The sequence below is a fragment of the Microbacterium sp. TS-1 genome (assembly GCF_000509385.1).
Classification (GTDB): Bacteria; Actinomycetota; Actinomycetes; order Actinomycetales; family Microbacteriaceae; genus Microbacterium; species Microbacterium arborescens.
On sequence record NZ_BASQ01000001.1, the window covers coordinates 1,585,486 to 1,612,434 of the forward strand.

The 26,949-nt window shown below is 71.9% G+C and carries 29 protein-coding genes; 18 read left to right on the forward strand and 11 right to left on the reverse strand.

Translation table 11 applies throughout. From position 1 onward, the window contains the following. Positions 1-13: 13 nt before the first annotated feature. Positions 14-1,810, reverse strand: a complete 1,797-nt coding sequence (locus MTS1_RS07420) for an alpha/beta fold hydrolase (protein WP_023952768.1) — start codon at positions 1,808-1,810, stop codon at positions 14-16. Between the two features lie 126 nt (positions 1,811-1,936). Here MTS1_RS07420 and MTS1_RS07425 point away from each other — a divergent pair, with 126 nt between their 5' ends. Both MTS1_RS07425 and MTS1_RS07430 read left to right on the forward strand, forming a co-directional pair. Then, positions 1,937-3,253: an MATE family efflux transporter gene (locus MTS1_RS07425; protein WP_023952769.1), complete on the forward strand. Its 1,317-nt coding sequence runs from the start codon at positions 1,937-1,939 to the stop codon at positions 3,251-3,253. A gap of 80 nt (positions 3,254-3,333) precedes the next feature. Next, on the forward strand, positions 3,334-3,843 hold the full coding sequence (locus MTS1_RS07430) for a hypothetical protein (RefSeq protein ID WP_023952770.1): 510 nt from the start codon (positions 3,334-3,336) through the stop codon (positions 3,841-3,843). An 18-nt stretch (positions 3,844-3,861) separates the two neighbouring features. Here the strand turns inward: MTS1_RS07430 and MTS1_RS07435 are convergent, their stop codons facing one another. Beyond that, entirely contained in the window at positions 3,862-4,503 is a 642-nt protein-coding gene (locus tag MTS1_RS07435) for a TrmH family RNA methyltransferase (RefSeq protein WP_023952771.1), read from the reverse strand. Positions 4,504-4,541: 38 nt separating this feature from the next. On the opposite strand from MTS1_RS07435, the gene MTS1_RS07440 reads away from it, so the two are divergent. Further along, positions 4,542-5,180: a metal-dependent transcriptional regulator gene (locus MTS1_RS07440; protein WP_023952772.1), complete on the forward strand. Its 639-nt coding sequence runs from the start codon at positions 4,542-4,544 to the stop codon at positions 5,178-5,180. 6 nt (positions 5,181-5,186) lie between these two features. Here MTS1_RS07440 and MTS1_RS07445 read toward each other — a convergent pair whose 3' ends face one another. After that, on the reverse strand, positions 5,187-6,149 hold the full coding sequence (locus MTS1_RS07445; RefSeq protein ID WP_023952773.1) for an SDR family NAD(P)-dependent oxidoreductase: 963 nt from the start codon (positions 6,147-6,149) through the stop codon (positions 5,187-5,189). Between the two features lie 42 nt (positions 6,150-6,191). Here MTS1_RS07445 and MTS1_RS07450 point away from each other — a divergent pair, with 42 nt between their 5' ends. Then, on the forward strand, positions 6,192-7,001 hold the full coding sequence (locus MTS1_RS07450) for an HAD-IIA family hydrolase (protein WP_023952774.1): 810 nt from the start codon (positions 6,192-6,194) through the stop codon (positions 6,999-7,001). Between the two features lie 112 nt (positions 7,002-7,113). After that, on the forward strand, positions 7,114-7,299 hold the full coding sequence (locus MTS1_RS07455) for a hypothetical protein (protein ID WP_023952775.1): 186 nt from the start codon (positions 7,114-7,116) through the stop codon (positions 7,297-7,299). Between the two features lie 25 nt (positions 7,300-7,324). Here the strand turns inward: MTS1_RS07455 and MTS1_RS07460 are convergent, their stop codons facing one another. Continuing rightward, the gene (locus MTS1_RS07460) at positions 7,325-7,735 is read right to left on the reverse strand and encodes a RidA family protein (protein WP_023952776.1); all 411 of its coding nucleotides are present in this window, start codon (positions 7,733-7,735) and stop codon (positions 7,325-7,327) included. Between the two features lie 76 nt (positions 7,736-7,811). Between MTS1_RS07460 and MTS1_RS07465 the strand changes: the two genes are divergently transcribed. After that, positions 7,812-8,210: a helix-turn-helix domain-containing protein gene (locus MTS1_RS07465; protein WP_023952778.1), complete on the forward strand. Its 399-nt coding sequence runs from the start codon at positions 7,812-7,814 to the stop codon at positions 8,208-8,210. A gap of 5 nt (positions 8,211-8,215) precedes the next feature. Here MTS1_RS07465 and MTS1_RS07470 read toward each other — a convergent pair whose 3' ends face one another. From MTS1_RS07470 to MTS1_RS07480, 3 genes are all read right to left on the reverse strand, one after another. Continuing rightward, positions 8,216-9,307, reverse strand: coding sequence for an alkene reductase (locus MTS1_RS07470; protein ID WP_036304693.1), 1,092 nt, complete (start codon positions 9,305-9,307; stop codon positions 8,216-8,218). A 113-nt stretch (positions 9,308-9,420) separates the two neighbouring features. Then, on the reverse strand, positions 9,421-9,999 hold the full coding sequence (gene pyrE / locus MTS1_RS07475) for an orotate phosphoribosyltransferase (protein WP_023952782.1): 579 nt from the start codon (positions 9,997-9,999) through the stop codon (positions 9,421-9,423). A 41-nt stretch (positions 10,000-10,040) separates the two neighbouring features. After that, positions 10,041-10,535: a metallophosphoesterase family protein gene (locus MTS1_RS07480; protein WP_023952784.1), complete on the reverse strand. Its 495-nt coding sequence runs from the start codon at positions 10,533-10,535 to the stop codon at positions 10,041-10,043. Positions 10,536-10,598: 63 nt separating this feature from the next. Between MTS1_RS07480 and MTS1_RS07485 the strand changes: the two genes are divergently transcribed. The 3 genes from MTS1_RS07485 to MTS1_RS07495 all read left to right on the forward strand — a co-directional run bounded on the left by MTS1_RS07485 (position 10,599) and on the right by MTS1_RS07495 (position 13,492). After that, positions 10,599-11,438, forward strand: coding sequence for an exodeoxyribonuclease III (locus MTS1_RS07485; protein ID WP_023952787.1), 840 nt, complete (start codon positions 10,599-10,601; stop codon positions 11,436-11,438). A gap of 72 nt (positions 11,439-11,510) precedes the next feature. Next, positions 11,511-12,797, forward strand: coding sequence for a sensor histidine kinase (locus tag MTS1_RS07490; RefSeq protein ID WP_023952788.1), 1,287 nt, complete (start codon positions 11,511-11,513; stop codon positions 12,795-12,797). A gap of 50 nt (positions 12,798-12,847) precedes the next feature. After that, on the forward strand, positions 12,848-13,492 hold the full coding sequence (locus MTS1_RS07495; RefSeq protein WP_052007807.1) for a response regulator transcription factor: 645 nt from the start codon (positions 12,848-12,850) through the stop codon (positions 13,490-13,492). A 4-nt stretch (positions 13,493-13,496) separates the two neighbouring features. Here MTS1_RS07495 and MTS1_RS07500 read toward each other — a convergent pair whose 3' ends face one another. Both MTS1_RS07500 and MTS1_RS07505 read right to left on the reverse strand, forming a co-directional pair. Next, a complete protein-coding gene (locus tag MTS1_RS07500; RefSeq protein WP_233494907.1) occupies positions 13,497-14,831 on the reverse strand; it encodes a DUF2029 domain-containing protein in 1,335 nt (444 codons plus the stop codon). Between the two features lie 73 nt (positions 14,832-14,904). Further along, positions 14,905-16,716 (reverse strand): glycoside hydrolase family 15 protein, encoded by a 1,812-nt coding sequence (locus MTS1_RS07505; protein ID WP_036304694.1) that lies wholly within the window; start codon positions 16,714-16,716, stop codon positions 14,905-14,907. An 81-nt stretch (positions 16,717-16,797) separates the two neighbouring features. Here MTS1_RS07505 and MTS1_RS07510 point away from each other — a divergent pair, with 81 nt between their 5' ends. From MTS1_RS07510 to MTS1_RS07530, 5 genes are all read left to right on the forward strand, one after another. After that, the gene (locus MTS1_RS07510; RefSeq protein ID WP_023952790.1) at positions 16,798-17,841 is read left to right on the forward strand and encodes an ABC transporter substrate-binding protein; all 1,044 of its coding nucleotides are present in this window, start codon (positions 16,798-16,800) and stop codon (positions 17,839-17,841) included. Then, entirely contained in the window at positions 17,838-18,869 is a 1,032-nt protein-coding gene (locus MTS1_RS07515) for an iron ABC transporter permease (protein ID WP_052007626.1), read from the forward strand. The genes MTS1_RS07510 and MTS1_RS07515 overlap by 4 nt, the downstream gene beginning before the upstream one ends. Then, complete coding sequence (locus MTS1_RS07520; RefSeq protein ID WP_023952794.1) at positions 18,866-19,630, forward strand: ABC transporter ATP-binding protein; 765 nt, start codon at positions 18,866-18,868, stop codon at positions 19,628-19,630. The genes MTS1_RS07515 and MTS1_RS07520 overlap by 4 nt, the downstream gene beginning before the upstream one ends. A 135-nt stretch (positions 19,631-19,765) precedes the next feature. Further along, positions 19,766-20,662: an ABC transporter ATP-binding protein gene (locus MTS1_RS07525; RefSeq protein ID WP_023952797.1), complete on the forward strand. Its 897-nt coding sequence runs from the start codon at positions 19,766-19,768 to the stop codon at positions 20,660-20,662. Further along, on the forward strand, positions 20,659-21,747 hold the full coding sequence (locus MTS1_RS07530; protein ID WP_023952798.1) for an ABC transporter permease: 1,089 nt from the start codon (positions 20,659-20,661) through the stop codon (positions 21,745-21,747). The genes MTS1_RS07525 and MTS1_RS07530 overlap by 4 nt, the downstream gene beginning before the upstream one ends. Positions 21,748-21,799: 52 nt before the next feature. On the opposite strand, the gene MTS1_RS07535 is transcribed toward MTS1_RS07530, so the two are convergent. Beyond that, a complete protein-coding gene (locus MTS1_RS07535; RefSeq protein WP_023952800.1) occupies positions 21,800-22,189 on the reverse strand; it encodes a VOC family protein in 390 nt (129 codons plus the stop codon). A gap of 134 nt (positions 22,190-22,323) precedes the next feature. Between MTS1_RS07535 and MTS1_RS07540 the strand changes: the two genes are divergently transcribed. The 4 genes from MTS1_RS07540 to MTS1_RS07555 all read left to right on the forward strand — a co-directional run bounded on the left by MTS1_RS07540 (position 22,324) and on the right by MTS1_RS07555 (position 26,070). Then, positions 22,324-22,905: a nitroreductase family protein gene (locus MTS1_RS07540; protein WP_023952802.1), complete on the forward strand. Its 582-nt coding sequence runs from the start codon at positions 22,324-22,326 to the stop codon at positions 22,903-22,905. A gap of 102 nt (positions 22,906-23,007) precedes the next feature. Next, entirely contained in the window at positions 23,008-24,231 is a 1,224-nt protein-coding gene (locus tag MTS1_RS07545) for a type III polyketide synthase (protein ID WP_023952804.1), read from the forward strand. Then, positions 24,222-24,920, forward strand: coding sequence for a methyltransferase domain-containing protein (locus MTS1_RS07550; protein ID WP_023952806.1), 699 nt, complete (start codon positions 24,222-24,224; stop codon positions 24,918-24,920). The genes MTS1_RS07545 and MTS1_RS07550 overlap by 10 nt, the downstream gene beginning before the upstream one ends. After that, positions 24,913-26,070: an NAD(P)/FAD-dependent oxidoreductase gene (locus tag MTS1_RS07555; protein ID WP_023952808.1), complete on the forward strand. Its 1,158-nt coding sequence runs from the start codon at positions 24,913-24,915 to the stop codon at positions 26,068-26,070. Before MTS1_RS07550 ends, MTS1_RS07555 begins: the two co-directional genes overlap by 8 nt. An 8-nt stretch (positions 26,071-26,078) precedes the next feature. Here MTS1_RS07555 and MTS1_RS07560 read toward each other — a convergent pair whose 3' ends face one another. Beyond that, complete coding sequence (locus tag MTS1_RS07560) at positions 26,079-26,903, reverse strand: UbiA family prenyltransferase (protein WP_023952810.1); 825 nt, start codon at positions 26,901-26,903, stop codon at positions 26,079-26,081. Positions 26,904-26,949: the final 46 nt, after the last annotated feature.

The window sequence follows — 26,949 nt, forward strand, 5'->3', positions numbered from 1 at the left end:
CTTCCGAGGGCGTTCAGCGTTCTGTGGTGGTACATCCCTCGGCAACCGGGATGCCGGCGAAACGGTCCCTGGTCCAGTCGAACAGCTCGTCGATGAGGGGCGACGGGCGCTCGACGACGCCCGCATGCTCGAACCCCGCGTACGTGCGGAAATCGACGTCCTGGCCCGCCGCGCACATCCGGTCGACGAAGGCGGCCTGGGTCTGCACGGGGATGACGCTGTCGGCTCCGCCGTGCGCCAGCAGCACGGGCGCGGTGGAACGAAGCGGAGCCGTGTTCTCGCGCAGATGGCGACCGAGCACCCCGGATGCCGGCGACCGCGAGAACAGCGCGGGATCCCGGCTCATCCCGAGCGCCGCGGCCACCGACAGCACGATCGTCGGGTCGGACAGGCACCGCTCCGACATCTGCCGCAGCACCGTCTCGGCGCCGGGACGCACATAGTCGCGATACTCGATCTCGGGGTAGATCGCCGAGAACGAGGCGAAGGCGTAAGAGGCGAAGATGCTCCCGCCGGTGACGCTGGAGATGCCCTGCACGAGAGCCGCCGGGTCGCTCGCCGGGGCGAGGGCGGCGACGCCCCGCACCCAGACCTCGGGGGCGTACTCCCGGGCGACGGCGCCCGTCCACAGCGCGGCAGCACCGCCCTGGGAGTGCCCCCAGACGACGGTCCGCGCACCGAGATCGGCCTCCTCGAGCTCGCGAGCCGCGCGAACGGCGTCGAGCGAGGCGTGCGCGCTCGGCAGGCCGACGAGGTACGGGTGCGGACCCTCGGTCCCGAGCCCGATGTAGTCGGTGCCGACGACGGCCCATCCCTCTTTGATGGCTCGCGGCAGCATGTAGAACGCCCCCGCCCACAGTCCGCGCGGCTGCAGCGACGGGGCGCAGTGCTGAGCGAACCCGGTGGTGCCGTGATTCCAGTCGATCACCGGCCACTGCCCGTCTCCCTCGCGCGGCACCGCAACGATGGCGCTCGCGACGCGGACCTCCCCCTCGACTCCCGTCGTGGTGTAGAGGATGCGCCATCCCTGGGCGCTCGCCGGGATGCCCGCCTCGAACGGCTCGGCGCGTACGAGTCGTCCGGGCTCGTCGGGCAGGTCGCGCGGTGCCGCGTAGAAGTCGTCGACGACGGTCGAACCGTCGCGCAGCGGCGCGGTCACGATCGTCGTGGTGACGGCGAGCGCGACGGAGGCGATCGCGACCACGGTGCGACCCCATCGCCGGCGCGGGCGCCCGTCGGCCCCCAGCCGTTCGGCCGCCCGGTCGTCGCGGCGACGGCGCAACCGCGTCCAGAGGTCGACGACGCCGCTCATGATCAACCGTGCTCCGAAGACGACGGCGGTCACGAGCAGGGTGATGTCGGGCCAGAACAGTGCGAGCGCGCCGAAGATGACCCCCGATGCGCCGAATGCCGCATCGGCGATGCGCGCGTCCCACGTGCGCCCGCGTCCGAACGCGGCGATGACGCCGAAGATGCCGCCGCCGAGAAGAAGGATGCCGACGACGATCGCGACCACGCGGACCGTCAGTCCCGGCGCGAGGAGGACGATCGCGCCGCCGACCAGCCAGGCGACGCCGGTCGCCGTGCGCCAGCGCGGCCGATGCGCCTCCCCCTCACGTCCGGTGAGCTCGAGCAGTCCCGTCAGGGCCATGCCGCCGCCGATCAGCCAGGCGAGGACGTCGAGAGCGGTCGTGGGCCGGATGACGATGACGACGCCGAGCACGACGGCCGCCGCGGCGACGACGACGCGGACCCACGTCGGCAGCCGCGCGTGCAGGCGCGCGATCGCCAGGCGTTTGAGCAGCCGCATCCCCGTCCTTCCCCTCCGGTCGATGATCAACGCTAGTCGGGGATGCGGTGCTGCTCCGCGCGCTCGACAGCGACCGGGCCCGCGTGCAAGGCCGGCCCGGCGGCGGTCCGCCCCTAGGCTCGTCTCATGGCGCCCACGCTCAACCGCGAGATCCTGCGGCTGGCCGTTCCCGCGCTCGGGGCCCTCATCGCGGAGCCGATGTTCCTCATCGTCGACGCCGCCCTCATCGGCCACCTCGGCGTCGTGCCGCTCGCGGCCCTGGGCATTGCGGGTGCGGTGCTGCAGACGATCGTGGGCCTGATGGTGTTCCTCGCGTATGCGACGACGCCGGCGGTGGCGCGCCGCTTCGGGGCGGGCGACTCCACGAGCGCCGTGAGCGCGGGGATCGACGGTCTGTGGCTCGCGCTCGGCCTCGGCGCCGTGCTCGCGGCGGCCGGCTCGCTCGCGACCCCGCTGCTGGTGGGTCTGTTCGGCGCCGGGGAGGCCGTCTCGACGGATGCCGAGACCTACCTGCGGCTGTCGATGTGGGGGCTTCCGGCGATGCTCGTCGTCTTCGCGGCGACCGGGCTGCTGCGCGGGATGCAGGACACCGTCACCCCGCTGTGGATCGCCGGCCTCGGGTTCGGCGCGAACGCTCTGCTGAACGTCCTGTTCATCTACGGCTTCGGATGGGGAATCGCCGGATCGGCCATGGGCACCGTCATCGCCCAGTGGGGCATGGTCGGTGCCTACGCCGTCGTGATCGGCCGTCTCGCCCGCCGGCATTCGGCGTCGCTCCGGCCCCGCGCCGACGGCATGCGCGGGTCGGCGCGTCTGGGCGGCTGGCTGTTCCTGCGCACGGTGTCGCTGCGGGCCGCGCTGCTCGCGACCGTCGCGGTCGCGACGGGACTGGGAACGAACGAACTCGCCGGATGGCAGGTCGCCTTCACGATCTTCTCGACCGCGGCCTTCGCGCTCGACGCCCTCGCGATCGCCGCGCAGGCCCTGATCGGACGCGGGCTCGGTGCCGGCGACGAGACGTTCGTCAAGCGCGTGCTCGGGCGGACCGTCGCCTGGGGCGCGTGGTTCGGAGTGCTCGTGGGCGGGCTGATCGCGGCGACGTCGGGAGTCATCGGGCTGCTGTTCACCGGCGATCCCGCGGTCGCCGCGCTCGTGCAGCCGGCTCTGCTCGTCCTCGCGATCGCCCAGCCCGTGTGCGGCGTCGTCTTCGTCCTCGACGGCGTTCTGATGGGCGCCGGAGATGCGCGCTACCTCGCCATCGCCGGCGGGCTCAACCTCGTGCCCTTCATCCCCGCTCTCCTGATCATCGGTGCGCTGCATCCGGAGGGCGCGGCGGGCCTCGCGTGGCTCGCGGCGGCGTTCTTCGGTGTGTACATGATCGCTCGGCTGCTCACCCTCGGCTGGCGCGTGCGCCGGGGCGCATGGTTGCGCATCGCCGTCTGAACGGCGGCCCGGGCGAAACTGTGATCGGGTCGAAACCTCGCTCACGTGCGAACCTCAGCCTCGGCCCGTACCGTGGCCCCATGCCGAAGCTCACCGCTGTTTCCGCCGCCGGCATCGCCGTGCTCGCGGTCGGGATGCTCGCTTGCGGCTGCGCGGAACGGACTCCGCCGGTCGAGGTCGCGACCCCGTCCGATGACGCGCGCACGCTTCCCCGACCCACCGCGGATGACGCCCAGCGCTGGGCCGACACCGTCATCCCCGAGAACGCGCTCGGCGGAGCCTCGTGGACTCAGCGCGAGGCGGGTGTCCTCGATCCGGGCGGAGAGCCGATCATCGCGGTCACGGCGGGCGAGGCTCCCGCCATCGTGACGATCGCCTGCGTCACCGGCTCCGGCAGTCAGCTGACCTACACCGTGACGGCGAACGGCGAGACGCTCGACAGCGGTGAGGCGACCTGTGCGGCGGTCGACGAGAACGCCGAGGCGCACAGCATCCGCGACGTGCCCGCCGACGCCACGGTCGAGCTCAGCGCCTCGGCGACGGGGCTGTTCGTCTACGCCGTCACGCCCGACCGTCACCCCGAGCGGTGATCTCCGGTCGATGCAGGCTCACCGAGCCCAGCGCCGGCACCACTCGTACATGACGACGGCACCCGCCGCCGAGGCGTTGATCGATCGCGTCGAGCCGTACTGCGTGATCTCGACGACGACGGATGCCGCGGCCACGGCCTCGGCCGAAAGCCCCGGGCCTTCCTGGCCGAACATCAGCACGGCACGCTCGGGCAGGTCGGCCCGGTCGACCGGAACCGACCCCGGGACATTGTCCACCGCGACGATCGGGAGGTCGTTCTCGCGCGCCCACGTGGCGAAGGAGGCGACATCCTCGTGGTGGCGGACGTGCTGGTAGCGGTCGGTGACCATCGCGCCGCGGCGGTTCCAGCGCCGGCGTCCGACGATATGCACCTCCGCCGCACCGAACGCGTTGGCGCTGCGAACGATCGAGCCGATGTTCATGTCGTGCTGCCAGTTCTCGATCGCGACGTGGAAAGGATGCCGATGCTCGTCGAGATCGGCCACGATCGCCTCGAGCCGCCAGTAGCGGTACCGGTCCACGACGTTGCGCCGGTCGCCGTCGGCGAGCAGCTGCGGGTCGTAGCGGGGGTCGTCGGGCCATGCGTCCGGGCCGCCCGGCCACGGTCCCACGCCCACCGGCAGCTGCGGTTCCGCGTCGGCGGGGTCGGGGCGGGTCACCGGGACAGGCTATCCCGCCGCCGCGGATAATCTGGAGTGTGCCCTCCCCCGCCGTCGACGACTACCTGAAGACGATCTACCACCACACCGAGTGGCAGTCGGCGCCGATCACCCCGTCGCAGCTCGCGGCCATGCTCGGGCTCGCACCGTCGACGGTCACCGAGATGGTGCGCAAGCTCGCCGCACAGGACCTCGTGTCGCATCGCCCCTACGGACCGGTGACGCTGACCGAGACGGGCCGCCGGCGGGCGGCATCCATCATCCGGCGTCACCGGCTCATCGAGACGTGGCTCGTGCGCGAGTTCGGGTACGCCTGGGACGAAGTGCACGACGAGGCCGAGGTGCTCGAGCACACCATCAGCGACCGTCTGCTCGCGGGAATCGCGGAGCGGCTGGGCGATCCGCGATTCGATCCGCACGGCGACGCGATCCCCGACGCCGACGGCGAGGTCCATCGCGAGCCGTTCGTGCTGCTCGCCGAGGCCGCGATCGGCCACGAGGGCCGCATCCTCCGCGTGAGCGACCGCGACCCAGCGCTCCTGCGGGCGCTCGAGGAACGCGGCATCGACGTCGGTCACACCCTGATCGTCAGCGGACGCGACAGCGTTCAGCTCGACGGCGGCGGTTCCGCCGTGCTGCCGCCCGGCGCCGCCGCGGCCATCTGGATCACCGCCTGAGCGCGATCAGCTCTTCGCGCGCGTCCGGCTCGCCTTCAGATACGGCCACGGCGTGCGGGTCGTGTGCTCGCAGTACGACCACAGGCGCGCGGCGATCTCGGGATCGCGCGTGATCGCCGCGGGCGTCGCGACGCGCGGCTCGCCCCGCACCACACCGGAGGGTCCGTAGAACTCGCCGCCCGCGGCATCCGGATCGACGAGCGCGCGCACGAGCGGCCAGGCCCCGCGCTCCTTCGACTGGGTCACGGCGACCTGGAGGTTGTCGGTGAAGCGCGTCATGCGCGTGGGCTCGTTGATCCCCGCGATGCCGCGGGTGCGCCCGCTCGTGGAGTACCCGGGGTGGGCGACCAGGCTCGAGACGGGCACGCTCGCCGCCCGCAGCCGCTGGTCGGCCTCGAGGCCGAGCGAGGTCGTGGCGACCTTCGACTGGACGTACGCGCGCCAGGGCGAGTAGTCGCTCTCGAGCTCGATGTCGGTCGGGTCGTACTTCCAGATCGAGGTCGACACCGAGCCGACCCACACCATGCGCCCGCGGCCCGCGGCGAGCGCGATGAGCAGCTCACCGGCGAGCGCGTAGTGGCCGAGGACGTTGGTGGCGAACACCAGCTCATGGCCGTCGGGGGTCGTGCGGCGCTGCCGAGGCGGGTGCACGATCCCGGCGTTCAGAAGCAGGCCGTGCAGGGGCTTGCGCCCGCGCGCGGTCGCCGCCGCCGCACGGACCGAACCGAGGTTGCTGGTGTCGAGCAGCAGCGTCTCGATCGAGCCCACCCCCTCGGGAAGGGCCCTCGTGACCGATGCGCGCGCGGTCGCGAGGCGCTGCGGGCTGCGACCGGTCATGATGACGTGGGCCCCGGCGGAGGCGAGCTGGAGCGTCGCGAAGTAGCCGAGTCCCGCGTTGGAACCCGTGACGAGGTACCGCTTGCCCGACAGGTCGGGCAGCTTGCGGGGATTCCAGTCGTCGTGGGCCACGAGTGAAGACTACGGCCGGATCGCCACGGCTAGGCTGGGGCCATGCGGACACGCGCCGATATCGAGTGCTGGCTCACGGACATGGACGGCGTCCTCGTCCACGAGAACCACCCCATCCCGGGTGCGGCGGAACTGCTCGCGCAGTGGCGCGAGACGGGCACGCCGTTCCTCGTGCTGACCAACAACCCCTTCTTCACGCCGCGCGACCTCAGCGCGCGTCTCGCGCGGTCGGGGCTCGAGGTCCCGGAGGACCGCATCTGGACGTCGGCGCTCGCGACGGCCGACTTCCTGCGGTCGCAGCATCCCGGCGGCTCGGCGTTCGTCATCGGCGAGGCCGGCCTCACCACGGCCCTGCACGAGGCGGGCTACATCATGACCGAGACCGACCCCGACTACGTCGTCGTGGGTGAGACCCGCAACTACTCGTTCGATGCCATCACGAAGGCGATCCGGTTCATCAACGCCGGCGCACGCTTCATCATCACGAACCCGGATGCCACGGGCCCGACCCCCGAGGGCGTGGTCCCCGCCACCGGCTCGTTCGCGGCGCTCATCTCGCACGCGACCGGCAAGAGCCCGTACGTCGTCGGCAAGCCGAACCCCATGATGTTCCGCTCCGCGATGAACCGCATCGGAGCGCACTCCGAGAACACCGGCATGATCGGCGACCGCATGGACACCGACGTCGTGGCGGGCATCGAGGCGGGCCTGCACACCGTGCTCGTGCGCACCGGCATCTCGGACGACGCCGAGATCGAGCGCTACCCCTTCCGCCCCGACGAGATCCTCGACTCGGTCGCCGACCTGCTCGAGGCCGAGCCGTACGAGACCGAGGATCCGGGCATCCTGTGAACGAGTTCGAGCAGAACCTGCTGCTGATCAGCGTCGCCCTCATGCTCACGACCACCCTCGTGGTCGTCGTCGTGCAGATGGCGCGGCGGCGTCGGGACGGTGACGACGACTGATGTCGATCGTCCTGGCGCTCACCGGACTGGCGGTGCTGCTGGTCGCCCTCATCATCTTCGTGCGCAACCAGCAGATCGGCACCGACGGCACCAATCGCGGGTCGACGCGGCGCGGCATCATCCTGCTCATGTTCTTCGGCCTGCTGCTCGGCCTCGCCTCGCAGCTGCCCGTCTTCCGGGGCTGAGGTTCCGGGGGCCCGCCGCGGGGCGTCAGTCGAGGATCGCGGTCGCCTCGACCTCGACGAGGACATCGGGCTCGAAGAGGTAGTCGACCCCGATGAGCGATGCCGGCGGCATCGGCGTGGGCATCCCGATCTCCTCGGCCACCTCCTGGACACCCGCCATGAAGTCGGCGATGCGGTCGGGGGACCACCCCGTGACGTAGAACGTCAAGCGGACGACATCGCCGAGCCCCGCCCCCGCGCTGACCAGCCCGGCGTGGGTGTTGCGGAGGGCGTGAGCGACCTGACCGGTGAGATCGCCCGGGGCGACGGGCCTGCCGTCGGCGGTGCGGGCGATCTGGCCGGCGACGGTGACGTGGCGGGTTCCCGTGGCCACGGCGACATGGTGGTACGGGACGGGCTGCATCAGCGAGGCGGGTGACGACAGGTGGACGGTCATGTGTATCTCCTTGCATCAACGCGGGTATCTCATGGATACCTGGTGCGCGGAGGTCACATCAACGAGACTGGGTAGCGTGACCGATACCGCCCCCACTGCCACAGACCGATTCGAGATCACCGCCCCGCATCGCGAGCTGCTCGACCAGGTGCTCGACCGGTGGTCGCTCGCGGTGCTGAACGAGCTGTGCGACGCACCCGCCCGGTTCAGCACCCTCAGGCGGGCGATCCCCGCCGTGACGCAGAAGTCGCTCACCGCGACCCTCCGGCGCCTCGAGCGCAACGGGATCGTCGAGCGCGTGGTCCTCAGCACCCGGCCCGTCGCCGTGGAGTACCGGATCACGCCGCTCGGCAAGACGCTGCGTCCGCCCGTCGACGTCATCCTCGCCTGGGCGCACGAGCACATGCCCCGCATCGAGGACGCACGTCGGCGCTTCGACGATGAGATGGACGGAACGCCCGGGATCGGGGCCTAGGTCGATCAGACCGTGCCGGCGCGCACCTCGGCGAGGAAGGGATAGTCGATGTATCCCTCGGCGGTCGAGCCGTAGAAGAGCTCGGGGCGCGCCTCGTTGAGCTCGGCGCGCTGCTGCCACCGCACCGCCAGGTCGGGGTTGGCGATGACAGGACGGCCGACGGCGACGGCATCCGCCCAGTCCGACGTCACGAGCGTCTCGGCCTCTTCGCGGGTCGTGGGCGAGCCGAAGCCCGAGTTGAGGATGAACGGCGCGCCGGCCACGCGGCGGATGTGCTGCACGAGGTCTCCCTTGGGGTCGGCGCTCAGCACGTCGACGAACGCGAGCCCGAGCGGGGCGAGCCCCTCGGCGACAGCCGTGTAGGTGGCGAGGGCGTCGGCGTCGTCGTGCTCGAGCACACCCTGGATGTTGTGCTGCGGCGACAGGCGGATGCCGGTGCGGTCGGCTCCCACGGCTGCGGCGACGGCCCGCGTGACCTCGACCGCGAAGCGGGCACGGTTCTCGGGCGACGCGCCGTACTCGTCATCGCGCACGTTCGACACCGGCGAGAGGAACTCGTGCACGAGGTACCCGTTGGCGCCGTGGACCTCGACGCCGTCGAGCCCGGCCGCGAGGGCGTTGCGCGCCGCCTGTGCGAACTGTTCCACGACGAGCGGGATCTCCGCCGCGGTGAGCGCGTGGGCGATCGGCATGTCGGCCTTGCCCTTCGGGGTCCGGGTCTGCCCGGGCGCAGCCAGGGCGCTCGGCGCGACGACCCGATCGGCACCGGTGATGTCGGGGTGCGACACGCGTCCGCCGTGCATCAGCTGCATGACGATGGTGCCGCCGGCCTCATGGACGGCGTCGGCGATGCGCCGCCAGCCCGCGATCTGCTCGTCGGTCCGGATGCCGGGCTGCCCGGGGTACGACTTGCCCTCGACGACCGGCCACGTACCCTCGGTGACGATGAGCCCCTGCCCCGCACGCTGGCGGTAGTACTCGACCATCACGTCGGTGGGGACGCCGTCCTCGCCCGCGCGGGTGCGGGTCAGCGGCGCCATGACGACGCGGTTCGACAGATTCAGGGCGCCGAAGACGGCGGGCTCGTACAGGCTCATACCCGAGCGCAACCACCCCCACCCTGCGCGCTATTCCTCCGCGGGGCGGTTCGTTTGGCAGTTCACGCCCCCTCATGCGGCTGGAAGCGGCGGATGCTGCCAGGTGAAGCGCCCTACTGCGGCGCGAGGCCCAGGTCGTCGAGGTCGATCGCGGCGAGCCACTGCAGCCCGGCCTCCTCGACCGCCGCCTGCGCGCCGGTCTTGCGGTCGACGATGACGGCCACCGCGACGGGCTCAGCGCCCTCGCGCCGCAGCGCCTCGACGGCCTTGAGCGCGGACTGGCCGGTGGTCGAGGTGTCCTCGACGACGACGACGCGCTTGCCCGCGACATCCGCGCCCTCGATCTGGCGACCGCGGCCGTGGTCCTTGGGCTCCTTGCGCACGACGAACGCGTCGAGGGGGCGACCGGCACGCACCGACTCGTGCATGACGGCGTTCGCGATCGGGTCGGCGCCGAGAGTGAGACCGCCGACGGCGACGACGCCGTCGATGTCCGAGATGAGGTCGAGCATGATGCGGCCGATCGCGGGCGCGGCCCGGTGGTCGAGGGTCAGGCGCCGCATGTCGACGTAGTACGTCGCCTTCTTGCCGCTCGAGAGGGTGAAGTCGCCGTGGAACACCGCCTCGTCCTGAATCAGCCGGATGAGGTCCTGGCGGTCGGCTTCGAGCTCGGGCGTGCCTGCGACGGTCATGACCCCGATTCTACGAGCGGAGCGCGCGCGCCTCGCGCCGCTCAGACCACGACGAGCTCGACATCACGGAGCTCGCCCGCCTCAACCGTGAGCGTGAGAAAGGTCTTGTGCGGCTGGCGGCGCCGGTCGGTGGGCGAGCCCGGATTGAGCAGCCGGAGCCCGCGCGGGGTCGTCGTGTCCCAGGGGATGTGGCTGTGCCCGAACACGAGCACGTCGTCGTCGGGGTACGCGACATCCATCCGTCGCTCGCGCCCCGTCGCCGCCCCCGTCTCGTGCACGACCGCGAACCGGAGTCCCTCGATCGTGCGACGCGCGACCTCGGGCAGCCGAGCGCGCAGGTCGGCTCCGTCGTTGTTGCCCCACACCCCCAGCACCTCGCCGTGCTCCTCGAGCTCGTCGAGGACGGATGCCGCGACCCAGTCGCCCGCGTGGACGATGAGGTCCGCCGCATCCGCTGCGGCGAGCACGGCATCCGGCAGCACCCGCGCCCGCCCGGGAACATGGGTGTCGGCGATGAGCAGCAGTCGCGTGACCATCCCCCGACGGTATCCGGATGCCGCGCAGCGGGCGACGTCCGATGCTCCGAATAGGCTGGAGGCATGCGCATCGCCACCTGGAACGTCAACTCGATCCGCGCTCGCGTCGACCGCATCGTCGGCTTCGCCGTCAACGAAGACATCGACGTCCTGGCGATGCAGGAGATCAAGTGCAAGCCCGAGCAGTTCCCGATGGAGCAGTTCGAGGCCGCGGGCTACCACGTCGAGCTGCACGGCCTGAACCAGTGGAACGGCGTCGCGATCGCCAGCCGCGAGCCGATGACCGACGTGCAGATCGGTTTTCCCGGGATGCCGGGCTTCCTCAAGGGGCACGAGGGACCCGACGCGCCGCAGGAGGCGCGGGCCATCGCCGCGACGGTCGGCGGCGTCCGGGTGTGGAGCCTGTACGTCCCGAACGGCCGGTCGCTCGACGACCCGCACTACGTCTACAAGCTGCACTGGCTGCAGGCGCTCGAGCAGTACACGCGCGACACCCTCGCAGCATCGCCCGACCTCGCCCTGGCGCTCACCGGCGACTTCAACATCTGCCCCACGCCCGAGGACGTCGGCGACCCCAGCCTCATCGAGGGCGTCACGACCCACGTGTCCCCGGCCGAGCGCGCCGCCTTCCAGGCGCTGCTCGACGCCGGGCTCGCCGACACGGTGCGGCCGCTGGTCCCGACCGGGTTCACCTATTGGGACTACAAGCAGCTGCGCTTCCCCCGCAACGAGGGCCTGCGCATCGACTTCATCCTCGGCTCGCCGGCCTTCGCCGACGCCGTCACGGGCGCCGCCATCCACCGTGACCAGCGCAAGGGCGAGGCGCCCAGCGATCACGTCCCCGTCGTCGTCGACCTCGACCTCGACGGTGACGACGACGACGATCGCCCGATGATCTTCTGACCGTCGTGCCGACCGACCGGCTCCCCCGCACGGGGGATGCCGCGCCCCGGCGCGCCCCGTAGCGTGGAAGGCATGTCCGTGGCCACCCCCGTTCCCGACGAGCGCCTCGCCCCGACCCCCGAGCAACTGCGCAACGATCTGTGGCTCGCCGCCGCGCTGCTCGTGAGTGCGATCCTCAGCACCTGGCTCGGAAGCGTCGCCCAGGTCTGGGGAGGCGATTCCCCGCACCTCGGCTGGGGCCTGCTCTACTGCGTCGCACTGACGGCGCCGCTCGCGTTGCGTCGCCGCATCCCGGAGGTGTCGCTCATCGCCGTCGCGGTCGTCTACTTCGTCGGCATGTCGGTGCACGTCCCCGAGATGTACGTCGGCAGCATCGCCCTGTTCATCGCGATGTACTCGGTCGGCGCCTGGGTCGTCGACCGGCGCCGGGCGATGATCGTCCGCGTCGTGGTCATCATCGGCATGTTCTTCTGGCTGCTGGCGGCGATGTTCCAGGCGGCGAGCGAGCAGGGCAGCGACAGCGCCGCGGAGTTCTCGCTGTTCTCCCCCGTCGCAGCGATGATGATGCTGCAGTTCCTCTTCAACGTCGTCTTCTTCGCGGGTGCCTTCGCCTTCGGCGAGCGGGCCTACGCGGGCGCGCTCAGCCGAGAGGAGCTCGAACAGCGCACCCGCGAGCTCGAGCACGAGCGCGAGATCACCGCGGCCCAAGCGGTCGCGCTCGACCGCGTCCGCATCGCCCGCGAGCTGCACGACGTCGTCGCGCACCACGTCTCGGCGATGGGCGTGCAGGCCGGCGCCGCACGCACGGTGCTCGACCGCGACCCCGACGCGGCGCGGCGCGCGCTCACCGTGGTCGAGGAGTCGGCACGGGCGTCGCTGACGGAGCTGCGGCAGCTGCTCGAGACGCTGCGGACCCCGGATGCCACGGCCCCGCATGACTCGACGCTGCGGCTCGACGCGATCGAGGAGCTCGTACGGTACTCCGAGGAGAACGGTATGCCGACCACCTTCGCTGTCGTGGGCGAGCCGGTGGCGGCATCCGAGGTCGCGCAGGTGAACCTGTACCGCATCGCGCAGGAGGCGCTGACGAACGCCCGCCGCCACGGCGGGCCCGACGCGCGCGCCGACGTGCGCTTGCGATTCGACGGCGACGAGATCGAGCTCGAGGTCGCCAACGATGGGCGCGTGCGGTTCGGATCGATACCGGGCCTCGGCCTCGTGGGCATGCGCGAGCGCGCGGCTGCGTCGGGCGGATGGCTCGAGGCGGCACCGCGTCCGCGTGGGGGATTCCTCGTCCGGGCCCGTGTTCCCGCGAGTGCGCGGTCGTCCCAGCCGAGCGCCGAGGAGGTTCTCGCGTGAGCACCACCGCCACGCCCACGTCGGTGGTGCTCGTCGACGACCATGCCGTCATGCGGGCCGGATTCCGCATGATCCTCGAGGCGAGCGGCGACATCGCCGTCGTGGGCGAGGCCGGCGACGGCGCCGAGGCCGTCGAGACGGTCGCGCGCCTGCAGCCGGACGTCGTCTTCATGGACGTTCAGATGCCCGTCCTCGACGGACTCGAAGCGACCCGCCGCATCGTCGCCGACCCACGCAACTCCAGCGCAGTCGTCGTCGTGACGACCTTCGACCGCGACGACTACCTGTTTCAGGCGTTGCAGGCCGGGGCCAGCGGCTTCCTGCTGAAGAACGCCGGGCCCGAGGAGCTCGCCGCCGCCGTGCGGGTGGCCGCCGCCGGTGACGCCCTCCTCGCTCCGGAGGTCACGCGGCGGGTCATCGAGCGCTTCGCGGGCGGCCCGCCCGACGCGACCGCCTCGGCCGTCGAAGCACCCGCCGCGCCGCCGACGTCGACTCCTGCCGATCACGGCCTCACCGAGCGCGAGGCGGAGGTGCTGCGCCTCCTCGCGCGGGCGCTCAGCAACGCCGAGATCGCGCGCGAGCTCTTCATCGGCGACGCCACGGTGAAGACGCACGTGTCGAACATCCTCATCAAGCTCGGCGCCCGCGACCGCGTGGCCGCCGTCGTCCTGGCCCACCGCAACGGCTGGGCCTGACGGTTCAGGCCGGGTCTGAGACGGGCGAGCGCGAGGGGCGCGGCAGCGGCATCGAGAGGGGCCGGACCGCGCGCGGCATCGCGACGCGCCAGAGCGCCTGGATGCTCCAGATGAACAGTCCGACCAGCAGCACGTTCCGGGCGAGAAGCAGGCTCGCCGCGAAGGGATCGGCTCGCACGAGAGGCATGTAGAAGATCGGGAAGACGAGGGTCGTGAGGAAGCTCGTCACCGCCATCCACTTCGCCGGTGTCCGCCACCGGTCGGGATCGACGAGGAGACCGACCACGACGATCGGGGCGATCCACAGCATGTACTGCGGCGAGCCGACCTTGTTGAAGACGATGAGCGCCGCGGTGAGAGCGAAGGCCCCGAGCACGACGAGTCGTCCCTCCGCGAGCTCGGTGCGCGGCGCGCCGGCGACCCAGGTCATCCGCGCACGCACCAGCAGCAGGGCGATCCCCGCGAATGCGACGATCATCAGCCACCCCACGATCTCTCCGGCGGCCATCGCCCCGTATCCGACCACCTCGCGGGTCGCGAGCTCGTCGTTCTGCTGGATCCGCGCTCCGGGCATCTCCCAGATCGTCGCCCAGACCCAGGGGGTCGCAACGGGCGCTTCGAGCTGCGGCGCACGCGTTCCCTGAATCGTCAGGAAGCTGAAGAGGTTCGAGGCACCACCCGCGAGGACGATGGCGACCATGATGACGACGCTCGCCGCGATGCCGCCCAGGGCGACCCACCAGCGGCTGCGGCACACAGCGACCACGGCGGCCGCGATGGCGGCGGGCCAGACCTTGATCCAGGTCGCCAGGGCGATGAGCGCTCCGGCCACGACGGGCCGCCGCGAGACCCAGACGAGCCCGGCGATGGCGAGCGGCGCGGCGACCCCCTCCAGGCGCAGCATCGACACGGGGGCGAGAAGCAGAATGCTGAGCAGCCAGTACCAGGCGGCCGGGTAAGCCGAGCGCCGCTGCAGCCGCGCGCCGGCGATCGCGGCGAGTGCGAGCCAGTTGGCACCGGCGAGCATGAGCAGCCAGACGAGCTGATACAGGTAGGGGCCGAGCGCGATCGGCGCGACGATCGGCAGCAGCGCGCCCGCCGGGTACACCCACTCGAAGTCGATGATGGGCCAGGTCCCCTGCACGGCATCCTGCGCCCACTGCCGGTACAGCGGCAGATCGCCCTCCGTGCCGCCCGCGATGATGAGGGGCAGGAGGGCGAGGATGTAGGCGGCGTGGAAGGCCACGAATCCAGTGACGAGACCTCGACGGGTTCGGCCGAACGCCGCCAATCGTTGGCGGCGCGTCGAGCGGCGGGGGGATGCCGGAAGAGACGTCACCCGGGCATCATAGGCCCCGCGCATATCTGCACGATGAACGCCCGGGCGGCGCCGGCCGGCGGCCCGGATCGGCTCATCGGCGGTGCGCCGCGCGTCCGCCGTGGCCCGCCAGCGCATCGGCCGCGCCCACGAGCGCGAGATGAGACAGCGCCTGAGGGGTGTTGCCCGCCTGTCTTCCTCCAGTGACGTCGTACTCCTCCGACAGCAGTCCGACGTCATTCGCGAGCCCGCACAAGCGGTCCATGAGCGCGGTGGCGTCGTCGATGCGTCCGGTCGCCGCGTACTGCTCGACGAGCCAGAACGAGCAGGCGAGGAAGGGATGCTCCGTGCCGGCCAGCCCGTCGACGCCGGCCTCGGTGCGGTAGCGCATCACGAGGCCCTCGCGCAGCAGCGTGCTCTCGATGCGGGCGACGGTCGCGAGCATGCGCGGATCGTCGGGGGCGCAGAACCCGACGGCCGGGAGCAGCAGCAGCGATGCGTCGACATCGTCGGTGCGGAAGTGCTGCGTGAAGTGGCCGCCGGCGGCATCCACACCGTGCGCGTCGATCTCGGCGCGCACGCGGTCGCGCAGACCCCGCCACCTGGCGGGATCGCCGTCGAGCCCGTGCTCCTCCACGGCCCGGACGCCTCGATCGAGCGCGGCCCAGATCATCGCGCGCGAATGGGTGAACATCTGCGGTTCGCCGCGGATCTCCCAGATGCCGTGATCGGGTCGGTCGAGCCAGGCGACGGCCTGATCGAGCAGCGCGCGCTGCAGCGCCCACGAGAACGACGTCTCGGTGACGCCGGCGATCCGGGCGGCTTCGAGAGCGACCATCACCTCGCCGATGACGTCGGCCTGGTACTGGTCGACCGCGCCGTTGCCGACGCGCACCGGCGACGACCCTGCATAGCCGGGAAGGCTCTCCAGCTCGCGCTCGGGCAGGTCGCGCTCCCCCGCGATGCCGTACATGATCTGCACGTCGGCCGGGTCGCCGGCCACCGCCCGCAGCAGCCAGTCGCGCCAGCGCGCCGCGGCCTCGAGATAGCCGTGCGAGATGTAGGCCTCGAGGGTGAGAGCGGCGTCACGCAGCCACACGTACCGGTAGTCCCAGTTGCGCGAACCACCGAAGTCCTCCGGCAGCGAGGTCGTCGCGGCGGCGACGATGCCGCCCGTCTCGGCGTGGGTGAGCGCCCGCAGCACGAGCATGGAGCGCAGCACCCGGTCGCCCCACCGCCCGCCGTCGCGGATGCGCCGCGCCCAGGTCGTCCACCACCCGCGCGTGCGGTCGAGGGCGTCGTCGACGTCGAACGGCTGCGGAACGTCGCGGTACGAGGCCTCCCAGCGCAGCACCGAGTCGACGGTGCGGCCCGCCTCGACACGGAACTCGCCCCGGTGCATCGTGTCCTGGGCGACGAGCCGCGGGCCGCGCAGCGTGACGGCATCGGGCCCCGCCACCGCGAGCAGGACGCCCATCGGCAGCGCATCGGAGGTGTCCCCCGCGCCGATCTGCCGCACCCAGGGAACGGCCCGCGCGTAATCGAACCGCAACCGCACCTCGCTCACGAAGTCGACCTGGCCCGCGACGCCGACGACGCGCCGGACGACCGCATCGACCCCGTCGAGGACCGGCATGAACTCGTGCACCTCGGCGACGCCGCCGGCGCACTCCCACCGGGTCACGAGCACGAACGTGTCACCGTCGTAGCGCCGCGTCGCGGTCGCGTCCGGGTCGCGGGGCCGCACGCTCCAGCATCCGTGCGAGTGGTCGCCGAGCAGCGCCCCGAAGATCGATCCCGAGTCGTAGCGGGGAAGGCACAGCCAGTCGAGGTCGCCCCGGTCGGACACGAGCGCCGCGCTGCGGCAGTTGCTGAGGAGGGCGTAGCGCTCGATCGGTGCGGGCATCCTCGCATCATCGCGCCCGCGGGCCGGATCCGCCAACACGACGATTCGCGGACGCTTATTAGGCGAGGCTATCCTTCTCCGGTGCGTCTTCGTCACCTGGTCAGCCTCACCATCGTTCCGCTCGTCGCTCTCGCTCTCACGGGGTGCGGCGCATCGGAGGTCGTCCCGGCCGGCGCGGCCACCCCGGCCGGCAACGGCGAGACGTCCTACCCCCTGACGATCGAGAACTGCGGCCGCACCGTCACGGTGGATGCCGCACCCCAGCGCATCGTCTCGCTCGATCAGAACTCGACCGAGATCCTGCTCTCGCTCGGGCTCGAGGACCGGATCGTGGGCACGGCTTCGTGGACCGACCCGATCCTGCCCGCCCTCGCCGAGGCGAACGAGAAGGTGCCCCGCCTGGCCGACAACGCGCCCACCTACGAGGTCGTGCTCGGTGCCGACCCGGACTTCGTCACCGCCTCGTTCGGACGGCACTTCACGCAGGGCGGCGTCGCGACGCGCGACCGGTTCGACGAGACCGGGATCGGCAGCTACCTCTCGCCGACCGACTGCGACAACGGCGTCAGCATCAACGGCGGCGGCACCCGCACCACAGCCCTCACCGTCGACGCGCTCTACCAGGAGATCACCGAGCTGGGTCGGATCTTCGACGTGTCCGACCGCGCTGACAAGCTCGTCGACGACCTGCGCTCGCGCGCTGCGGCGGCGACAGCGGGCATCGACGCCTCCGGCGCCACCGTCGCCTTCTGGTTCGCCGACACCAAGACGCCGTACGTCGCCGGCGGTCTCGGATCGGCGGCGCTGCTCGCTTCGACGACCGGGTTCACCAACGTCTACGACGACCTCGACGACGACTGGCCAGCCACGACCTGGGAGGACCTCGTCGACCGCGACCCGCAGGTGCTCGTCCTCGGAGACCTGCAGCGCGACCGGTTCCCCGGCGACCGGCTCGACGACAAGGTCACCTTCCTCGAGTCGGATCCGCTCACGCGCACGATCGATGCGGTGCGCAATCATCGCTACATCGCGCTGCACGGCGCCGAGCTGAACCCCTCGATCCGCTTCGTCGACGGGCTCGAGAAGATCGAGAGCTGGATGGCCGAGCACCGGGACGAGCTCTGAGCGCCCGCACCCGCGGCCCCCTCGCCACGGCCGCGCTGCTCGGCGGCGGCATCCTGCTGCTCGTCGTCTCGGTCGGCGTCGCGATCACCCTCGGCCCGGCGGACATCCTGCTCGTCAACGTGCGCGACATCATCACCAACCACCTCGGTCTGACCGACATCCCCGTCCGGGCCGCGAAGGACGCGATCGTCTGGGAGGAGCGGCTGCCGCGCGCCCTCGTCGCCGCGACGTGCGGTGCCGGGCTCGGGCTCTGCGGCGTCATCATGCAGTCGCTCCTGCGAAATCCCCTGGCGGAACCCTTCATCCTCGGCATCTCGTCCGGCGCCTCGACCGGCGCCGTCGCGATCGGCGTGCTCGGCCTCGGCGGCGCCGCACTCGGCCTGTCCGGGGGCGCGTTCATCGGCGCGCTCGTCGCCTTCGCGGTGGTGCTGCTGCTCTCACGCCTCGCCGGCGGCGGGAACGACCGCGTCGTCCTGGCCGGTGTCGCGAGCACGCAGCTGTTCTCGGCGCTCACCTCGCTCGTGATCTTCGCGTTCGCCGACGCCGACGAGACCCGCGGCGTGATGTTCTGGCTTCTCGGCTCGCTCGAGGGCATCCGCTGGGACGACGTGGTGCTGTGCGCCGTCGTCGTCGGGCTGGGCTCCCTGCTGTGCCTGCGCTACGCCTCGGCCCTCGACGCCTTCGTCTTCGGTGACGAGGTCGCGGCGTCCCTCGGCATCCACATCGCACGCACGCGCGGCATCCTGCTGGTGACGACGGCGCTGATCACGGCCACCCTCGTCAGCGTCGCCGGCGCGATCGGGTTCGTCGGCCTCGTCCTGCCGCACATGGCGCGCCTGCTCGTCGGGTCGCGCCACGGCCGACTCATCCCCACCACGGTCGTCGCCGGAGCGGTCTTCATGGTGTGGGTGGATGCCGGCTCGCGCGTCGCGTTCTCACCGACCCCCCTTCCCGTCGGCGTCGGCACCGCGCTGGTCGGCGTGCCCGTCTTCATCGCCCTGCTCGCCCGCCGGAGGAACCGCGCATGACCCTCGCCGCACGCGACCTGTCGTGGACGCGCTCGGGAACGCTCGTCGTCGACGGCGTGAGCGTGCACCCCGAGCCGGGGCGGACGCTCGGCCTGCTCGGCCCCAACGGGTCGGGCAAGTCGTCGCTGCTGCGCCTGCTGCACGGGCTCGTCCGGCCGGATGCCGGTCTCGTGACCCTCGACGACGAGGACCTCGCCTCCCTCGGCCGGCGGCGCGTCGCGCGTGCCGTCGCCGCGGTGACGCAGCACGCCGACACCGAGGTCGACATCACTGTGCGCGAGGTCGTGCGCCTCGGCCGCATCCCGCACCGCACCGCGTTCGGCGGCGATCCCGCGGCGGACGAGGCCGCGATCGACCGTGCTCTGGAGCACGTCGCCCTCACCGATCGAGCCGATCGGCTCTGGCACACCCTCTCGGGCGGCGAGCGTCAGCGCGCGCAGATCGCCCGCGCTCTCGCTCAGGAGCCGCGCGAGCTGCTGCTCGACGAACCCACGAACCACCTCGACATCCGGCATCAGCTCGACCTCCTCGAGCTCGTCTGCGACCTGCCCGTGACGTGCATCGTCGCGATCCACGACCTGAACCTCGCCGCGATGTACTGCGATGCCGTGATGGTGCTGCGGTCGGGCCGGGTGGTCGCCGCCGGCGCCCCGGCTGACGTGCTGACCGCCGAGCTCATCGCCGACGTCTACGGCGTCGCCGCCGAGGTCACCGCTGACCCACGGGACGGGCATCCCGTCATCACCTTCCTGCGCCGCTGACCCGGTCGTCGCCTGCCCCACTCCACCGTGCGGCTCCCCCGCCGGGCGGGGCCGCACGGCCCACGATCCGCCGTACGGGGGATCCGCCCGCCCCCGCTCGCTCCCTAGCGTGGAGTCATCGGCTAAGGAGGCGGAATGCTCGAACTGAGCGGCATCACCAAGAACTACGGCACGCACCGCGTGCTCGACGACGTGGGGTTCCGAGTGCCCGACGGACGGCTGACCGGTTTCGTCGGCGGCAACGGAGCGGGCAAGACCACGACGATGCGCATCATGCTCGGCGTGCTCTCCCGCGACCGGGGCGAGGTCACCCTCGACGGGTCGCCGGTGACCGCTGCCGACCGCCGCCGCTTCGGGTACATGCCCGAAGAGCGGGGCCTGTACCCCAAGATGAAGGTTCTCGAGCAGATCGTGTACCTGGCCCGGCTGCACGGCTTCTCCAAGCCGGAGGCCACGTCGCGTGCCCGGGCCCTGCTCGAGGAGCTCGGCCTCGGCGAGCGCCTGAACGACAACATCGAGACGCTGTCGCTCGGCAACCAGCAGCGCGCGCAGATCGCCGCCGCTCTCGTGCACGACCCCGAGGTCCTGATCCTCGACGAGCCGTTCTCGGGTCTCGACCCCCTCGCCGTCGATGTCGTGGCCGGTGTCCTGCAGACCCGGGCCGCCCAGGGCGTCGGCGTGCTGTTCTCGTCGCACCAGCTCGACGTCGTCGAGCGTCTCTGCGACGACCTCGTCATCATCGCCGGCGGCACCATCCGCGCCGCCGGCACCCGTGAGGGGCTCCGCCGCGAGCACCAGGGGCACCGCTACGAGCTCGTCTCGACGGGGGACGCCGGCTGGATCCGCACCGAGCCGGGCGTCGAGGTCGTCGAGTTCGACGGCGGCTACGCCCTGTTCGACGTCGATGCCGACGAGACGGCTCAGCGCGTGCTGCGCCGCGCCGTCGAGCACGGCGACGTCGCGAGTTTCACGCCGCGGCATCCGTCACTCGCCCAGATCTTCACCGAAGTCATCCAGGAGGTCGCCCCGTGAGCGCCGCATCCCCCTCATTCGCCCAGAGCACCTGGCTCGTCGCCGAGCGCGAGATCGGCTCGAAGCTGCGCAGCAAGTCTTTCGTCATCTCGTTCGCCATCCTCTTCCTCGGCGCGCTCGCGCTCGTGATCTGGGGCGGTTTCTCGGCGGGGGACGACAGCGGCTCACCCGTCGCGGTGACCCCGGATGCCGCCTCGTACGTCCAGAACGCCCCCGGCCTCGACGTGAAGAACGTCGCCGACCGGGCGGCCGCTGAGAGCGCCGTGCGCGACGGCGACGTCGACGCCGCGGTCGTCGCCGACGCGTCCGCACCCAGCGGATACGTCGTCATCGGCGACACGTCGGTGTCGAACACCATCCTCATGTCGCTCGCGCAGCTGCCGAAGGTCGAGCTGCTCGACCCCTCCGGCGACGCCGGATTCCTCGGCTACATCGTGGCGATCGGGTTCGGCGCGATCTTCTTCATCTCGGCGCAGACCTTCGGTGCGACGATCGCGCAGTCGGTCGTCGAGGAGAAGCAGACCCGCGTCGTCGAGCTGCTGATCTCGGCCGTGCCCGTCCGGGCATTGCTGGCGGGCAAGGTGATCGGCAACACGGTGCTGGCGATGGGGCAGATCCTCATCCTCGCCGCCGTGGCGGTGATCGGGCTGACGGTCACGGATCAGACCGCGCTGCTCACGGGCATCGGCGCGCCCATCGCCTGGTTCGCGGTGTTCTTCCTGTTCGGCTTCGTGCTGCTGGCCGCCCTGTTCGCCGCGGCCGCCGCGATGGTCTCCCGCCAGGAGGACATCGGGGCGACCACGACACCGCTCATCCTGCTCGTCATGGCGCCGTACTTCCTCGTCATCTTCGCCTGGAACAACCCCCTGATCCTCGGGATCATGTCGTACGTGCCCTTCTCGGCACCGGTCGGCATGCCGATGCGCCTGTTCCTCGGCGACGCGCTGTGGTGGGAGCCGCTGCTCTCGCTCGCGATCCTGCTCCTGACCTGCGTCGGCGCGATCCTCGTGGGAGCGAAGATCTACGAGAACTCGCTCCTGCGCATGGGCGCCCGCGTCAAGCTCAGCGAGGCCCTGCGCCGCTGAGCCGCACACCGGCGGGCCACCCGCCCTCCCCCCTCATCGCCGTCCTCCCGGTTCACGCCTGAAGGACGGCGATGACGTTTCCGGCGGGGTCGCGGAACCAGGCGATGTCGGGCCCGCCGCCACCGCCGCGCACGATGCCCCGCTCATCGGAGGGGAACACCTCGTCGGGGTAGATCTTCGTGTCGACGCCGCGTTCGCGGAGCTCGTCGACGGCGGCGTCGATGTCGTCGACCGGGAAGTTCAGGATCGTGAAGCTCGCGGGCGTGTGGTCGGGTTTGGCGTAGACGAGGATGCTGCCGCCCGACGCCAGCCGGATCTCGAGGAAGCCCATGGCGTTGGTCTCGACATCGAGACCGAGGGTGTCGGTGTAGAACGATCGGGCCGCGTCGATGTCGTCGACGCTGAACCCGCTGAAGGCCCCGTCAGGGGTGAATGCGCTCATGCCGACAGATTCGCCCCGACCGGATGCCGGCGCAAGAGGTTTCTCGTGACGGGGAATGTCGAGGGACGCGCCGTGGTTCGCACGTGACGGGACGATGGAGTCCGACGCTGTCCGCACGAACCCGGGAGAATCCCATGTCCCTCATCGAAGAGCGCGTCGCCGAGACCGACGCCCCCGTCCTCGACATCCTCGCCGCCCGCTGGAGCACGCGCCTGTACGACGAGGTCTCCCCCGTCGACGAGGACGCCCTCGCGAGCGCCCTGGAGGCGGCACGCTGGGCCCCGTCGGCCTTCAACGCGCAGCCCTGGCGCTTCGTCGTCGCACGACGCGGCACCCAGACCCACGAGAAGGTCGTCTCGACGCTCGTCGAGTTCAACCAGGCCTGGGCCGGCCCCGCGGGCGCGCTCATCGTCTTCATCGCGCAGACCGAGAACAACGGCAAGCCCGTGCCCACCGCGCTCTACGACCTCGGCCAGGCCGCCGCGCACTTCACCGTGCAGGCCCACGCCGACGGCCTCTACACCCACCAGATGACCGGTTTCGACGCCGACGCACTCGCGGTGGAGCTCGGCATCGAGGCCCCGTTCATCCCCGTCACCGTCATGGCCGTCGGTGAGCTCGGCGACGTCGACGCCGCCCCCGCCGCCGTCCGCGAGCGCGAGCTCTCGCCCCGCACCCGCCGGCCCGTGGCCGAATCGGTCGTCATCGACGACTGAGCTGCCCGCAGGCATCGCGCGGGGGGCGCTCGCACCATAGACGAGGGCTGTGAGGTGCGACACCCCCGCGCCCCCGGGGCCGTCGGCCGGTTATCGTCAAGCATGACCGCCCGCATCCTGTCGATCGGCACCGCCGTGCCGCCGGCCGTGCTCCACCAGAACGCCGTGCGCGACCTCTTCGCCGCGCAGCCCGGCATCGGCCGACTGTCGCAGCGTCTGGTCCGTGCGGCGTTCGACGCCTCGGCCATCGAGACCCGGCACACCGTGCTGACCGATCTCGCCGACGCGCTCGAGCCCGAAGGCGCGCGATCGGATGCCGCGGCCCTGGCCCCGGCTCCCGGCGACCCGGCATCCCTTCCCGTGATCTCCGGCGACGGAGCGCTGCTCTCACCCTCGACGGGCACGCGCAACGACACCTACATCGCCCTCGCCCCCGAGCTCTCGGCGCGCGCGGCGCGAGAGGCCCTGTCTGCGGCATCCGTCGCGCCGTCCGAGATCACGCACGTGGTCACCGTCTCGTGCACCGGCATGTACGCCCCCGGTCCCGACTACCGGCTGGTGCGCGACCTCGGCCTTCCCACGACCGTCGAGCGCTACCACCTGGGGTTCATCGGCTGCGCGGCCGCCGTCCCCGCGCTGCGAGCCGCGGCACGGATGTGCGCAGCCCAGCCCGACGCCGTCGTGCTCGTGGTCTGCGCCGAGCTGTGCACGCTGCACTTCCGCATCGCCGACGACCCCGATCAGATCCTCGCGGCCTCGCTGTTCGCCGACGGTGCCGCAGCGGCCGTCGTCAGCGCCGACCCGGCGCGACGCGGAGAGCGATGGCTCGACCTCGACCGGTTCGCGACCGCGGTGACCGACGACGGCGAGCGCGACATGACCTGGACGATCGGCGACGCCGGCTTCGACATGGTGCTGACGGCCGAGGTGCCGCGCATCATCGGTCGCGAGATCCGCGCCGCGGTGGCCGACGTCATCGGCGACGCCCGGGTCGACACGTGGGCCGTGCACCCCGGTGGCCGAGCCGTCCTCGACCGCGTCGAGTCGGGGTTGGAGCTGCCGCCCGAGGCCCTCGCCGCGTCGCGGGCGGTGCTGCGCGACTACGGCAACATGTCGAGCGCGACGATCCTGTTCATCCTCCGCGCGCTGCTCGCGGGCGATGGTCTGCGCGACGGCGAGACGATCGCGACCCTCGCCTTCGGCCCCGGGCTCACGATGGAGGCCGCACTCCTCACGGCGGGGGTCGCCGCCGGAGCCGGCGCCGAGGACGCCGAGACCGTTCCGACGGATGCCGTGCGGGCGGAACCCGTCGCGTCATGGACCTGAGGCGCCGCGACGTCGACCTGCGCGAGCTCATGGACGACCCGGACTGCGATCCGGTCGCCCTCGCGCAGACCCTGCGCCGTTTCGACGTCGTCAACCGAGCCGTGAGCGGCTGGGGAACCGTGTGGCGCCGGCATCTGCGCCCCGCCCTCGCTCGCCTGGATCGTCCCGCACGGGTCCTCGACATCGGATCGGGCGGTGGCGACGTCACCGCCCGGCTGGCGAGGCTGGCGCAACGCGACGGCCTCGACGTCGGCTGGGTCGGCATCGACCCGGACCCGCGCGCCCTCGCCGTCGCACGTGAGCGCGGCCGGCCCGATCTCGAGTTCCGCAGCACCGACTCGACCGCACTGCGCGCAAGCGGCGAGCGCTTCGACGCCGTCATCTCGAATCACGTGCTGCACCACCTCGGCGAACCCGAGCTCGAGGCGTTCATCGCCGACTCGCTCGCTCTGTCGCGGGGTGTCGTCCTGCACGCCGACATCGAGCGGGGGCGCGCGGCGTACGCGCTCTACGCAGCCGGGATCCTGCCGCTCCAGCACGGGACGTTCCTGCGCACCGACGGCCTGCGGTCGATCCGGCGCAGCTACCGTGCTCGGGAGCTCCGGACGACGCTGGCCGGTCGCGGCGAGTGGCACGTCGTCCGACCGGCACCGTTCCGCGTGCTCGCTGTGGGAGCGGGGCGTGCCTGACGTCGTCGTCGTCGGCGCCGGTCCCGTCGGGATGCTGCTCGCCGCCGAGCTCACGCGGCGGGGCGTCGACGTCACCGTGCTCGAACGACGCGACCGCACCGGCGACGGCTCACGCGCGATCGGGCTCCATGCGCCCGTCCTCGCCGCGCTCGAGGAGGGCGGTGCGACCGACCGGATCCTCGCAGACGCGGTCCGCGTCTCGCGCGGAGAGGCCCGCAGTGACGGCGCGCTGCTCGGCGTCGTCCGCTTCGACCGCCTGTCGGTCCGGCATCCGTATGTCGCCACCCTCCCGCAGGCCCTCACCGAGCGCGCTCTCGCGTACGGCGCACCGTCGGCCGTGCGAGGGGTCACCGTGACGCGGGTGACGCCCGGACCCGCCGACGTGCGGCTCGAGACGTCCGGCGCTCACGGGGGCGGCGAGCTGTCGGCGCCGCTGGTGGTGGTCGCCGGTGGCGTCGGCGCACGCGACCTCGTGTTCCGGCCGAGCGCCGTGCGACGCACCAGCTATCCGGATCGGTACCTCATGAGCGACGCGCACGTGCCCGGACGACCCGACGCCGACGTCGCCGTCGTGCACCTCGCGGCATCCGGCGTGCTCGAGTCCTTCCCGCTGCCCGGCGCGCGCCGTCGCTTCGTGGCGTGGGACGCACCGCCCGGGCGGGACGACACCGCGTTCGACGAGCCCGAGGCGCGCCTGCAGCGCCTGCGCGCAGCGATGCGCGATCGCGGCGAATCGGATGCCGCCGATGCGCTCACCGGCGCCACCGGCTTCCGCGTGCGGCGCGTGCTCGTGTCTGCTCTGCGCCGCGGCCGGGTCACGGTCATCGGCGACACTGCGCACGAGATCAGCCCGATCGGCGGACAGGGCATGAACCTCGGCCTGCTCGACGCCGCGACCCTGGCTCCCCTGCTCGCCGATTGGATCCGCACCGGAACCGAGCCCGTCGCCGCCCTCGCGGCGTGGGAGCGCGACCGCCTGCGCTCGGCCAGGACCGCGGGCCGACTGGCCGCGGTGAACATGCGGCTCGGCCGGCCCGTCAGCGCCGCTACGCACGCGGTGCGCACCCGCATGCTGGGGCACGCGCTCACTGCGACGGGCTCGCTCGTGCCGAACGCCTACGCGATGGGTCTCGACGCCGCCGCCCGCTGATGCGCGGGTCAGCGCAGCGAGCCGGCGGCCACGACCAGTTGGGCGGCGAGCACGAGAGCCGCGGCCATGACGAGGCGGAACCCGGTGCGGTCGGGACCCCGCAGCCGCATCCGCACGACGACGGCGACCGCGAGAGCGAGCACCGCGCCGAAGAACAGCCAGGCGAGCACGCCCTGACTGCCTCCTCCGATCAGGACCGCGATCGCGGCGACGACGATTCCGGCCACCGCGACGAACACCGAGGCGGGCGCTCCGAGACGATGCGGCAGCCCGCGAACGCCGGTATCGCGGTCGTCGTCGAGATCGGGCAGGACGTTCGTCAGGTGCACCGCTGCGCCGAGGGCCGCCCCCGCCACGGCGGCGAACGGGGCCGTGAGCGCGGGGGCGGGCGACGAGAGCGTCGCGAGCGAGGGGAAGAGCCCGAAGCTCACGAGGAACGGAACGACCGACACCGACGTCGACTTCAGCCCCAGGTTGTACGACCAGGCCGACGCGATCGTCACGGCGTGGGCGAGCAGCATCCCCCATCCGAGCACCGCCGAGAGACCGAGCGCGATGACGACGGACGCTCCGGCCGCGATCCACGCCGCACGATTCGAGACCTCGCCGCGGACGAGCGGCTTGTCGGCACGGCCGACGGCGCGGTCGCGCTCGCGGTCGATCGCGTCGTTGGAGATGCCGATCGAGAGCTGACCGAACAGCACGGATGCCACGAGCACCACCAGCCGCCAGGTCTCCAGCCCTGCCGCGAGGCCGAGGGCGAGGGAGAGGGCCGTCACCACGACGGAGGGCCCGGGATGTGAGGCGCCCCACAGGGCCCGGACCGTGCGCATTCCCCCACACTCTCACGCCCGTGGGAGCCGCGAACAGGCCAGGGGC

Coding starts and splice junctions, on each gene's coding strand:
- MTS1_RS07420 (WP_023952768.1), bottom strand. CDS start 1,810: ATGCGGCTGCTCAAACGCCTGGCGATCGCGCGCCTGCACGCGCGGCTG.
- MTS1_RS07425 (WP_023952769.1), top strand. CDS start 1,937: ATGGCGCCCACGCTCAACCGCGAGATCCTGCGGCTGGCCGTTCCCGCG.
- MTS1_RS07430 (WP_023952770.1), top strand. CDS start 3,334: ATGCCGAAGCTCACCGCTGTTTCCGCCGCCGGCATCGCCGTGCTCGCG.
- MTS1_RS07450 (WP_023952774.1), top strand. CDS start 6,192: ATGCGGACACGCGCCGATATCGAGTGCTGGCTCACGGACATGGACGGC.
- MTS1_RS07455 (WP_023952775.1), top strand. CDS start 7,114: ATGTCGATCGTCCTGGCGCTCACCGGACTGGCGGTGCTGCTGGTCGCC.
- MTS1_RS07460 (WP_023952776.1), bottom strand. CDS start 7,735: ATGACCGTCCACCTGTCGTCACCCGCCTCGCTGATGCAGCCCGTCCCG.
- MTS1_RS07470 (WP_036304693.1), bottom strand. CDS start 9,307: ATGAGCCTGTACGAGCCCGCCGTCTTCGGCGCCCTGAATCTGTCGAAC.
- pyrE (WP_023952782.1), bottom strand. CDS start 9,999: ATGACCGTCGCAGGCACGCCCGAGCTCGAAGCCGACCGCCAGGACCTC.
- MTS1_RS07480 (WP_023952784.1), bottom strand. CDS start 10,535: ATGGTCACGCGACTGCTGCTCATCGCCGACACCCATGTTCCCGGGCGG.
- MTS1_RS07485 (WP_023952787.1), top strand. CDS start 10,599: ATGCGCATCGCCACCTGGAACGTCAACTCGATCCGCGCTCGCGTCGAC.
- MTS1_RS07490 (WP_023952788.1), top strand. CDS start 11,511: ATGTCCGTGGCCACCCCCGTTCCCGACGAGCGCCTCGCCCCGACCCCC.
- MTS1_RS07495 (WP_052007807.1), top strand. CDS start 12,848: ATGCGGGCCGGATTCCGCATGATCCTCGAGGCGAGCGGCGACATCGCC.
- MTS1_RS07505 (WP_036304694.1), bottom strand. CDS start 16,716: ATGCCCGCACCGATCGAGCGCTACGCCCTCCTCAGCAACTGCCGCAGC.
- MTS1_RS07520 (WP_023952794.1), top strand. CDS start 18,866: ATGACCCTCGCCGCACGCGACCTGTCGTGGACGCGCTCGGGAACGCTC.
- MTS1_RS07525 (WP_023952797.1), top strand. CDS start 19,766: ATGCTCGAACTGAGCGGCATCACCAAGAACTACGGCACGCACCGCGTG.
- MTS1_RS07535 (WP_023952800.1), bottom strand. CDS start 22,189: ATGAGCGCATTCACCCCTGACGGGGCCTTCAGCGGGTTCAGCGTCGAC.
- MTS1_RS07540 (WP_023952802.1), top strand. CDS start 22,324: ATGTCCCTCATCGAAGAGCGCGTCGCCGAGACCGACGCCCCCGTCCTC.
- MTS1_RS07545 (WP_023952804.1), top strand. CDS start 23,008: ATGACCGCCCGCATCCTGTCGATCGGCACCGCCGTGCCGCCGGCCGTG.
- MTS1_RS07550 (WP_023952806.1), top strand. CDS start 24,222: ATGGACCTGAGGCGCCGCGACGTCGACCTGCGCGAGCTCATGGACGAC.
- MTS1_RS07560 (WP_023952810.1), bottom strand. CDS start 26,903: ATGCGCACGGTCCGGGCCCTGTGGGGCGCCTCACATCCCGGGCCCTCC.